Below are 7,389 nucleotides of genomic sequence, written 5' to 3'. Positions count from 1 at the left end.
ACACCTAAATTTGCCTTAATAAGCAATTATATTTTTTACACGTACAGAGGCCGCTAGCCTGAGCAGTTAAGCAGGTTAACTAATTGATTTTAAGCAGCTACCTAGCTGCTAACTCGTTCGCTCTATTTTATTTGTCGCCTCATCTAAATTCATCACACCAATAAATCGTAAGGTACCTGTCTTGCATGACTGGCAAGACCAATGGGGTATTAATCGTTCTTGCTCTACCTTCGGCTTCACCGCTTTGCATGGAGTTGCTGATACTTGAGCCTTTATTAACCCTAACTTTCGCTTACGACACGCATTAGCTAAAAAGCCATAGTGACGAATGCGCATAAACCCTTTGGGCAATACATGTTGTAAGTAACGCCGTAAAAATTCATCACAGCTCAGTGTCATTACTTTATCGCGGTTGTTATCTGCATAATCTCGGTATTTAAAGCTCACTGTTTCTTCAGTCGCTGACACTAATCGCGATTCTGACATCACGCCTTTTCGGGTATAACGTGCAAGGTAACTGACTAACTTTTCACTGTACGTTAAGCAGGCTTTGCTATACACACACCATTTGGTTGGTGTGCTTACCTTCGCGAATGAACTATCGCATTCATTGAGCGCCGCGAGCATTTTCCCTCTAAACACTGTTGATAATGCTTTAACGGGGTATAAATAGCCTTTTTCTATTTCATGCCAGTGCGCTTTATCAAGCGCGCCTGCGGGTATCAAGCAATGCAGGTGAATATGCTGACTTAAGTTCTGCCCCCACGTATGCAGTACGCTTGTCATGCCTAGCTGGCCATGCCTCTTTCGTTTCGCAAACTTACACAGCGTTTGCCATGCGGCTTTAAATAAACATTGATACAGCGCGTTTGGGTTGTAGTGCGCAATGATATTTAACTCATGCGGGAGCGTAAAAACAAGGTGGAAATAGCGACACGATAATAAATCCTCTTGTTGTCTTTGCACCCATTTAGCCGTTGCCATACCTTGGCAACGTGGGCAATGCCGATCTCGACAGCTACATCCAATTTGTTGTACTTCACTACAGTTATCACATTGCCATGCTTGATAACCGAGCTGTCCCGTTCTGCATGATTGAAGGTGTTGGCAGACTCGTAACTGCTGATAACTCATTATGTGGTGCAGCCGATAACTCCCAAGGCCAGAGTTTAAAATATCAGCGAGATGCAAGCCGCTCATTGGTTTCCCCAACTTGCGAGTAAATCAATACCACCATGCCCTAATTCAGGTAACCTGTGTAAGTAACTTTGCGTGGTTCTAATGTCACTGTGACCAAGCTGATGTTGAAGTTGATGAAGCGGCATCCCTAACTCAAGTTGATGTGTTGCATAAGCATGGCGTAATACATGTGGATTACAGTGCTTTAAACCACACATTTGTGCATGTTTTTTCAATGCCTTTCTGAAGCTTGAGGGTGACATGGGTTTATCCATTAACCATCGTGAATAAAACATCCAGCCTGTTGGGTGATACATTTTCCAATAGCAACGTAATTGATTTAGCACGCTATCTGATACAACAACATAGCGTGACTTATCTCCTTTACCATGTTCAATTAAAATGGTTTTACGCTGTCCATCGATGTCTTGCACTTTGATGCGCAGCAGTTCGCCAATACGCAAACCACATCCATAACACACCACTATCAATGTTTTTAAGCGCATATCGGTGCAACTGTCTATAAGCCGTCGCATGTCATCGCGCGATAAATACGTGGGTGCGCGAAGTTTTACTTTTGGCAGTACAATATCTAAGTTTAGTGGCCGATGTAAAATATTCTTAAACAAGAACCAAATGCTGTTTATTTGTATTTTTTGGCTTGCTCTAGAAAGTTTACGAATAGCGGGATCTTTAAAAAAGATATTCAGCTCATCATCAGTAATTAAATCGAGTGGTTTATTAAAATAATGGCTGAGTTTAAGTAAATGCTCGCAGTAACTTTTACAGGTACTTTGTGAATAACCAAGATAGGCTATTTCAGTTTTGACTTGTTCAATGAGTGTATTCATGACTTACCTCCAAATATGGGATAACCCCAAGGTAAGTGTGGCTCAAATGGTCAGAATAGGATCTCCGCGTAGCGGCTTAGTTCAACAATTTAATAGTGCGCTCGTCGCGCATATTTCTACCGACTTAGCGCTCATTTATCTACTTTATATAGTTTTAGCAAATTACCTAAGGTATTACTATCACTAAGTTTTCTAAAGTTTTTAGGTGAAGTTAATAATCCAATTTGCGCGCAGCGCGCATTTTCATGAATATATGCGCAAAAAGCAGTTTGACCAATCAATTAACTACTATATTTAGCCAATCTCAATAACTGGTTTTCGCTCATAACCGCCTTAGAACATTTGCATTGCGACATTTATCTTGGCCGCTAACACCGCTCTATTAATATGAGGTACAACAATAAACCGCTATCCATACAGTAATAAACCAAAAAAGATAAAGTATAGAATTTTAGTTGGGAATCTCTGTTTAATTAGTTTAAGCCTAAAAACAAAATTCTGTCCCCTATGAAAAGAACCCAAATAAGGAACGGAAGCACCATCGCTACAAGCACTGCCACATATGGCTCTTCATTCCAGATGTGTGATAAAACATTCCAAAGTTGGATGAGAAAGAACAAAAAGATCCTCTTTGATCAAACTACTCAATAATTGTACTAAATAATGCAATTAGTCATAAATCTGTAACTTTGATCCGCGATAATCTCTATCCGATAAATGAATAGACTCAAGAAGATTAAGTAAGATGAGTACACCCTTAGTGCAACTAACATTTGCACTGCAATCATTTGATGATTCTATGTCTGCGGCGATGAGCCACGCTATGGAATATGAAAAGCTATCGCTAAAAGCCAATGCTGCGCATAACATTACGCTGCAGTGTGTGTTGCCTGATGGCGCAAATGAGAGCGATGTTATTTCACTAAGTGCAACGCAGCCCAGTGCGCGTGGGGCGCAGTATTTTACTGAAAAAACGCTGAGCAATGCAGACCTTGAATCTGGTACTGTAAATCTTACTTTAAGTAACATTACACAAAGCCAGTGTTTTGTAGTGCAAATGATGCTGCACGGAAAAAACACGACCTTAAAAGAAAGCCAGCAACTCGATGTGTACATTAAAGCATTTGAGCAAGGCTATATTCCTGAGCAAATAAAAACTGAACATACCAAGTCACAGGGCGTTCGTAGCTACTTTGCAAGTATGGGCTCTACGTTTTTATCGCTGTTTTAATGCAAACTGCACTTAAATTACGCGACACTACTTATAAGTTGTTAGGGCGTGTTGAACTTTGGTGGGTGAATTTACAGCAGTATGTTTGGTTTTTAGGCAAGGCAGAGCCTATGTAGTGTGGTTACTCCCCATAAATAGGCGATAACGCAGCATAAATACCAAACATGCACTGCCCTTTGGGTTCTTTCTAGGGACGATTAACTCTTTGTTGCCTACATGGATGTAGGTAAGGGGCGTGAGCAGGACGCGGAAGCTTTGCTCGGTTTTTACTTAGCCCACTAGGTTACAAACCTCGCGCCGCGATTTAATCGCCTCTAGATTGAACAAATTTCAATCCACAAAGACCAACACGCCCTAGTCTGCAAAACTTACTTTACCCATAGTAACTCCCGCAATACCTTGTGCGGTGTTACTTAGGTGTTGCTGCTCTCCGGCTAGGCATTCGTTTGCTAAAATAGCAAATAACACAGCCTCTTTTGCATCAGGGTTAATACCTAAATCGTCGGTATTTTTAAAAGCCTTAATACGTGGGCAAAGCGTTGTAAGTTGCGCCATTAGTAATGGGTTATGAATACCCCCACCACTTGCATACACCACACAATTTTGTGCGCGCTCTGCACACTCGTTTAATGCATTTGCTATAGCGGTTGCTGTAAAGGTATTTAAGGTGGCCATTACATCTTCATGGCTTAAGTGCTGTGTATTTGTAAGCTGCTGTGCGGTGTTTAAATACGCTAAGTTAAATACCTCAGGCCCTGTGGTTTTAGGCATTGGGAGTTTAAAAAATGCGTTATTACACAATGCATTTAATAATGGTGTATTTACCTTGCCTGCTTTAGCTATTTTTGCGCCATCGTCATAATGCATATCTTTAAAATGTTGCTGTACGTAGGCATCCATAATGGTATTACCGGGGCCAATGTCGGAGCTAAACACACGGTTTGCATCACCACTTTTGGGTAAAAACGTTAAGTTAGCTATGCCGCCCATATTTAGCAAAATCCGACTCTCCACAGCGCTCGAAAAATACAAATAATCGCCATACACAGCAAGTGGTGCGCCCTCGCCTCCTGCGGCTATGTGTTTTTGCCTAAAATCACCAATGGTTGTAATACCCGTAGTAACGGCTATTTGGTCGCTATCGCCAATTTGTAAGGTGCCATTAGTAAAGCTTTTGTGATTATGCTGCGACTGCGGGCAGTGGTAAATGGTTTGCCCGTGACTTGCTATTACATCAATACTTGCCGGGTCTATTTGCCAAGTATGTAAGCACTGATTAACCATATTGCCATGGAGTTTACCTACCCACGGGTGCAGTAAAGTTACAAGCTCTAAATCGCACTCTCGTTTGGCAAATACCTGCTTTATTTTAGTTTTATAATCGTCGTTGTAGTCAACGGTGGTAAAATTTAAAACCTCAATGTGAGTATTTAAGCCCGCGCCCGTTATTTTACACAGTGCAACATCAAGCCCATCCAACGAGGTGCCGCTCATTAAACCAATAATTAAACGGCTTGGTTTTAGGGCGCTGTTATAAAGCGCTTTAATGTGAGGGTGCATAATGGCATCTAAAATAGGTGTAATATTTTGCTTATATTAGAGGACTTTAAAACAAAGTAATAGCCGTAAAGCGTTTAATTTAGGTTCTGATTGATTAACTCTTAAATGATTGTTAAGTTAGTGTGCATACTAAAAATTTATGAAAAAATATGATCACCCTCAGAGAGTTTAAAGCCCAAGACGCGCCTTTTATTATTAACACCTTAAATGATGAACAGGTAACGCGTTATTTATCGTCAAAAATTCCGTTTCCGTATACGCAAGCCGATGCAAACTGGTGGATAAGCCAAGGCTCAAAAAACGGCATTATTAAGGCCATTGTTGTAAATGGGCAATTTGCGGGCTGTATTGGTATAACTCCCGGCGAATTTGAATACAAACGCAGTGGCGAAATTGGTTATTGGCTTAATAAAGCCTATTGGGGGCAAGGTATTATTACTCGCGCTATTGAACTTATATGCAATGAAGCGTTTGCAAGCTCACACTTAAACAGAATTTTTGGTGCCGTGTTTGCTGGTAATACCGGCTCTATGAAAGCACTTACTAAGAGCGGCTTTGAGCAAGAGGCTGTGCTTAAACAGGCCATTTATAAAAACGGGGTACTTTACAACAATCATATATTTAGTAAGCTCAAAGCAGACTAATTACTCTAATTAAATCTGCGCAAAGGTTGAATTATCAACCACCCGCCCAAAACTCCTTTATTAAGGTACGCATTGTACATATTCATACTGCTTAGCCGCGCATTATTGTTTAGCTGAACACGATTTTTAAAACGTAAACATTCGGTAAGTAGTTTATTTATATTAATAGGAGATCTTATATGTCTACGACTAGTCGCCAACTTACTCTTGAATCACGCCCTAATGGCGCTCCAAAAGATGAAAACTTTAAATTAAAAACGGTAGAGCTTCCGGCATTAAAAGACGGTGAAGTTTTACTACGTACTATTTACCTATCGCTAGACCCGTACATGCGTGGTCGTATGAGCGATGCTAAGTCGTATGCTGACCCTGTTAATATTGGCGATGTAATGGTTGGCGCAACAGTGTGCCAAGTAGAAGAGTCTAAAAACGATAAGTTTAACGAAGGCGAATGGGTACTTGCCTACACAGGTTGGCAAGACTACGCCATTACCGACGGCGAAGGCTTAATGCAGTTAGGTAAAGAGCCTGCAAACCCTTCATACGCATTAGGTATTATGGGTATGCCTGGCTTTACTGCTTACATGGGTTTACTTGATATTGGCCAGCCTAAAGAAGGCGAAACCGTAGTTGTTGCAGCAGCAACAGGCCCTGTAGGCGCAACGGTTGGTCAAATAGCTAAAATTAAAGGCTGTAAAGTAGTGGGTGTTGCTGGTGGTAGCGAAAAATGTGCACACGCCGTTGAAAAACTAGGGTTTGATGCCTGTATTGATCACAAAGCTGATGACTTTGCAGAGCAGTTAGAAAAAGCCTGTGATAAAGGCATTGATGTTTACTACGAAAATGTGGGCGGTAAAGTATTCGACGCCGTACTACCATTACTAAATACCGCAGCACGCGTACCATTGTGTGGTTTAGTATCGCAATATAACGCTACTAGCTTGCCAGAAGGCCCAGACCGTTTAGGTATGCTAATGGGTCAATTGCTTACTAAGCGTATTAAAATGCAAGGCTTTATCATTTTTGATGATTACGGCGACCGTTACGACGAGTTTGCACAAGACATGCAAAAATGGCTACAAGACGGAAAAATTCAATACCGTGAGCACATGGTAGAAGGCATCGAAAATACAGTAGACGCGTTCAACGATATGATATGCGGTAAAAACTTTGGTAAAACTGTGGTTAAAATTAATAACCCACTTTAATTTTATACGGCTTGTAAGGCAAAGCCCTTACAAGCCAAAAAAGGACTGACATGATTAAACTACACCATTTAAATAAATCCCGTTCTAAACGTATAATTTGGCTTTTAGAAGAACTAGATGTTGACTACGAAATTGTGGCTTATCAGCGTAATAAAGACACATTTCTAGCACCTGACGAACTAAAGCATATTCATCAACTTGGTAAGTCACCGGTAATTGAAGACGGCGGTTTAATTATTGCTGAATCAGGCGCTATTACAGACTACCTTATTACTAAATACGGCAATGGTAAATTTGCTCCAAAAGTAGATACCGCTGAATATGTTGACTATCAACAGTGGCTGCACTTTGCAGAAAGCTCAGCAATTTTACCGCTTTTACTTAAAATGTTTGTACTAAAAGACGGCGCTAAAACACAGTTTTTAGAAGGCTATGCCGACGCTGAAACAGCTAAAGTAATTAGCTACTTTAACGACCGCCTAGAAGGTAAACGTTATTTAGTGGGCGATACCCTAACGGGCGCTGACTTTATGATGTCGTTTATTGTTGAAATAGTTAAAAACTCAGGTCAATTAGCGCACTTTAAAAACCTCGTTAAATACGACGAGCAATTACAAAGCCATGAGAAGTTTCATACAGCTAATGAGCTAGAAGCAAAGTACGACTAAACCTTTATATAATATTTTTATATAACACTAAGGAGCATTTTGCTCCTT

7 protein-coding genes are annotated in these 7,389 nt (G+C 40.7%); 4 read left to right on the top strand and 3 right to left on the bottom strand.

The genetic code is table 11. From position 1 onward, the window contains the following. Window positions 1–108: 108 nt before the first annotated feature. Both H5157_RS19425 and H5157_RS19420 read right to left on the bottom strand, forming a co-directional pair. A complete protein-coding gene (locus H5157_RS19425; RefSeq protein ID WP_182725333.1) occupies window positions 109–1,200 on the bottom strand; it encodes an IS91 family transposase in 1,092 nt (363 codons plus the stop codon). After that, complete coding sequence (locus H5157_RS19420) at window positions 1,197–2,030, bottom strand: tyrosine-type recombinase/integrase (RefSeq protein ID WP_182725332.1); 834 nt, start codon at window positions 2,028–2,030, stop codon at window positions 1,197–1,199. Before H5157_RS19420 ends, H5157_RS19425 begins: the two co-directional genes overlap by 4 nt. A 745-nt stretch (window positions 2,031–2,775) precedes the next feature. Here H5157_RS19420 and H5157_RS19415 point away from each other — a divergent pair. Then, complete coding sequence (locus H5157_RS19415) at window positions 2,776–3,261, top strand: hypothetical protein (RefSeq protein WP_010554987.1); 486 nt, start codon at window positions 2,776–2,778, stop codon at window positions 3,259–3,261. A gap of 354 nt (window positions 3,262–3,615) precedes the next feature. On the opposite strand, the gene H5157_RS19410 is transcribed toward H5157_RS19415, so the two are convergent. Continuing rightward, the gene (locus tag H5157_RS19410; RefSeq protein WP_182725331.1) at window positions 3,616–4,821 is read right to left on the bottom strand and encodes an anhydro-N-acetylmuramic acid kinase; all 1,206 of its coding nucleotides are present in this window, start codon (window positions 4,819–4,821) and stop codon (window positions 3,616–3,618) included. A 149-nt stretch (window positions 4,822–4,970) separates the two neighbouring features. On the opposite strand from H5157_RS19410, the gene H5157_RS19405 reads away from it, so the two are divergent. The 3 genes from H5157_RS19405 to H5157_RS19395 all read left to right on the top strand — a co-directional run bounded on the left by H5157_RS19405 (window position 4,971) and on the right by H5157_RS19395 (window position 7,341). Further along, window positions 4,971–5,465, top strand: coding sequence for a GNAT family N-acetyltransferase (locus H5157_RS19405; RefSeq protein WP_182693829.1), 495 nt, complete (start codon window positions 4,971–4,973; stop codon window positions 5,463–5,465). Between the two features lie 179 nt (window positions 5,466–5,644). After that, complete coding sequence (locus H5157_RS19400; protein WP_182693830.1) at window positions 5,645–6,673, top strand: NADP-dependent oxidoreductase; 1,029 nt, start codon at window positions 5,645–5,647, stop codon at window positions 6,671–6,673. A gap of 50 nt (window positions 6,674–6,723) precedes the next feature. Continuing rightward, complete coding sequence (locus H5157_RS19395; RefSeq protein ID WP_024597791.1) at window positions 6,724–7,341, top strand: glutathione S-transferase family protein; 618 nt, start codon at window positions 6,724–6,726, stop codon at window positions 7,339–7,341. Window positions 7,342–7,389 lie beyond the last annotated feature (48 nt).

Origin of the sequence: Pseudoalteromonas sp. SG43-3 (assembly GCF_014164385.1) — a bacterium.
In the GTDB taxonomy this organism is placed as follows: domain Bacteria; phylum Pseudomonadota; class Gammaproteobacteria; order Enterobacterales; family Alteromonadaceae; genus Pseudoalteromonas; species Pseudoalteromonas distincta.
The sequence above is the reverse complement of the archived record's forward strand: the minus strand, read 5'-3'. Positions and strand labels throughout refer to the sequence as shown.